The 3097-nt window shown below is 73.3% G+C and carries 3 protein-coding genes; 2 read left to right on the top strand and 1 reads right to left on the bottom strand.

Features of this window, described 5'->3' with window-relative positions:
• Nucleotides 1–139 precede the first annotated feature (139 nt).
• The gene (locus FNH04_RS43820; protein ID WP_152791807.1) at nt 140–1822 is read right to left on the bottom strand and encodes a sigma-70 family RNA polymerase sigma factor; all 1683 of its coding nucleotides are present in this window, start codon (nt 1820–1822) and stop codon (nt 140–142) included.
• A 200-nt stretch (nt 1823–2022) separates the two neighbouring features.
• Here FNH04_RS43820 and FNH04_RS43825 point away from each other — a divergent pair, with 200 nt between their 5' ends.
• Together FNH04_RS43825 and FNH04_RS43830 are read left to right on the top strand one after the other, a co-directional pair.
• Nucleotides 2023–2556: an SsgA family sporulation/cell division regulator gene (locus FNH04_RS43825; RefSeq protein WP_152791808.1), complete on the top strand. Its 534-nt coding sequence runs from the start codon at nt 2023–2025 to the stop codon at nt 2554–2556.
• A 4-nt stretch (nt 2557–2560) separates the two neighbouring features.
• Nucleotides 2561–3010 (top strand): nucleoside deaminase, encoded by a 450-nt coding sequence (locus tag FNH04_RS43830; RefSeq protein WP_152791809.1) that lies wholly within the window; start codon nt 2561–2563, stop codon nt 3008–3010.
• Nucleotides 3011–3097: the final 87 nt, after the last annotated feature.

The raw sequence follows: 3097 nt of genomic DNA on the forward strand, positions 1-3097 counted from the left end.
CACCCGACGAGAGCAATGCCCGGCAGAGCAGCGCACCCGCACCCGCACCCGCACCCGCACCCGCACCCGCACCCGCACCCGCACCCGCACCCGCACCCGCATGCGTACCTCACGCCACGCGTGCCCTGACCGGACCGCCTCAGCCGTCGCAGCCGTCTCCGGGGTCCGAGGGGTTCGGCGGTGCGGGCGCCGGGTCGACCGGGGCGGGCGGCTCGGAGCCCGGGTCCTCCGTCTCCGGGTCCTCCGTCTCCGGGACCTCGGGCTCGGGAACCTCCACCTCGGGGACTTCGGGCTCGGGAACCTCCACCTCGGGGACTTCGGGCTCGGGAACCTCCACCTCGGGGGTCTCGGTCTCCGGAACCTCAGGCTCGGGAGCCTCCTCCTCGGGAACCTCCACCTCGGGGGTCTCGGTCTCCGGCTTCTCTGCCTCGGGAGCCTCCTCCTCCGGGGCCTCCGGCTCCGGAACCTCGTACCCAGGCCCCGCCGGCTTCTCCTCCGCCGGCTTCTCCTCGGCGGGCTCTTCCTCTACCGGTCCGCCCACAGGCTTTTCCGCCACCGGTGCCTCCACGACAGGCCGCCGGGAGTCGTCCACCGGACGCTCGGCCACCGGTCCGGCCACCGTGGGCGTGGACTCGTCGGCCACCGCGGGCACGACCTCGACCACCGCGGGGCCGGCCGCGGACACGACCTCCCCGTTCGTCGAGGCCCGCTCGTCCTCCCGCGTCTCCGCCGCGCCCCCGGAGGTGCGCTCCTCGGGCACGTGCACGCCGGGTCCCTGAGACGGCTGCATCACCGGCACCTTTGCCAGCTGTGACCCCTCCGGGCGGAGCGGGGAGGCGTCGAACGCGCCGAGCGCGATCACGGCCGCGATGGCGGCGCTCGCCACGGCCGCGCCGACCGCGACAGCCGTCGGCTTCGCCGCACCGCCACCGGTCACGGCCTGGCGTGCGGTGTCCAGCAGCCCACCCCCGTGCCCGCCTGCGGCTCCCGCCGCACCCGCCGCGGTCACCGCCCCGGCGGACCCCGCGGTGAAGGTGAGCAGGAACTTGCCCGCGCCGCCCACCGCGAAGACCAGCAGAGCGGGTCCGACGAGCGCGGGCAGCCGGTCGTTGGCGCGCATCAGCTCGACGAGCCGCCCCCGGCAGTCGTCGCACCCGTCCACGTGCCCCAGCACCTGCTCGGACTGCCGGGACGTCGCCGTACCGCGCACATACGCGGGCATGCGCTCCCAGTGGGCCTCGCACGCGGGGTCGTCCGGAGCGCCGGGGTGGGCACGCAGGAACGCCTGGCGCATGCCCTCGCGGGCCCGGTGCAGCAGTACCGCCGTGGCGCCCTGCTTGGCACCGATCCGCTGCCCGACCGCCTCCAGCGGCTGGCCCTCCGCCTCGGCGAGCCACAGCGCCTGCACCCAGCGCTCGGGCAGCTGGCCCAGCACGCGCACGAGCAGGTCGACGGAGGAGACCCGCTCGGCGGGGTCGCCGTCGTGGGTTCCGATCTGGACCCGTTCGGGGCTCTGCGGATCCTGCGGATCCTGCGGGGTCTCGCGCGTGGCGCTCCCGGCCGCGGCCGCGAGATGGCGCAGCGTCGTCATCAGATACGCCGGCACGTTGTCGATCTCATGGCCCGCGGACAGCCGCCGCCACACGCGGAAGTGCGCCTCGGCGACGAGGTCCTCCGCCGTCCAGGAGTTCCGGGTGAGCGAGCGCGCGTACGCGACGAGGCGAGGCTGCTGCTCCTCGAAGATCCGGGTGTACTCGGCGGTGGCGGTGGCCGTGGCGGACGCGGACGCCGGTTCTGAAAGGGCGACGGGACCGTCGATCATGGCAGGACGCTCCAGTTGCCTGCGGGTAGGGACGAGGACGATTTTGTAAGTCTCAATGACAAAATCATCGGCAATAGCGAAAAAGTGACGCACGTCACGGTAATTGGTCTGAACATCCGCGTAATCCCTGAGCCCTCCACGAGGTCGAGAAGACGCAGCGGCCCAGCCGGCCGCCCTCTCGACCGATTCGGAGACCGACGATGACCGTCACCGTGAAGCAGTCCACCCGCGCCTGCCTGATCACCCCCGACTACCGGGAACTCCCGGTGGCCGCCACCCTGCGTTTCACCTCCGCCGACCCGCTCGCCGTGCACGTCGACTTCCCTGCCGACGCCTCGGCCGACGACCAGGGCGTGACCTGGACGTTCGCCCGCGTGCTCCTGGAGGAGGGGATCGGCGCCCCGGCCGGGATCGGCGACGTGCACATCTGGCCGTGCGGGCCGGCCACCACGGTCATGGAGTTCTACGCGCCGCCGGGCATGGTCATGATCCGGTTCGGCACAGCCGCCCTCCATGAGTTCCTGGTCCGCTCGTACGCCGTCGTCGAGCCGGGCACGGAGAACCTGGAACCGGCCCTCGACGACCTCACCTCCCTGCTCGGCAGGTCTGACGCACGAGAGCCACGGCACGGACGACGCGCGAGGGCGAAGGCACGGACGCGCGCAGACGCGAGAGCGAAGGCGTGGACGAGGCGCAGACTCGGGAGTGAAGGCACGGACGACGCGGGAAGGTAAGGGCATGGATCACGCACGGGCACGAGCCTGGCTCGCCACCGCCGTCGCCGAGGCCCGCGCCGGTCTCGCCGAGGGCGGCATCCCCATCGGCGCGGCCCTCTACGGCGCGGACGGCACCCTCCTGGGCCGCGGCCACAACCGCCGCGTCCAGGACGGCGACCCCTCCACGCACGCCGAGACGGCAGCCTTCCGCGCGGCGGGACGGCAGCGGTCGTACCGCGGTACGACGATGGTGACCACCCTCTCGCCGTGCTGGTACTGCAGCGGTCTGGTCCGCCAGTTCGGCATCTCCCGCGTCGTCGTGGGCGAGGCCGCCACCTTCCACGGCGGCCACGACTGGCTCGCGGAGCACGGCGTGGAGATCGTGCTGCTGGACGACCCCGAGTGCGTGGAACTGATGCGCGCCTTCATCAAGGACAACCCGGACCTGTGGAACGAGGACATCGGTGAGTGAGCCCGTGACACCCCGCGACCCCGGCACCCGTATCCCGGCCGTCGGCTCCCGCCCGCGCGTCCCGGCCGTCGGCTCCCGCCCCCGTAC

The sequence above is a fragment of the Streptomyces phyllanthi genome (assembly GCF_009377205.1).
Classification (GTDB): Bacteria; Actinomycetota; Actinomycetes; order Streptomycetales; family Streptomycetaceae; genus Streptomyces; species Streptomyces phyllanthi.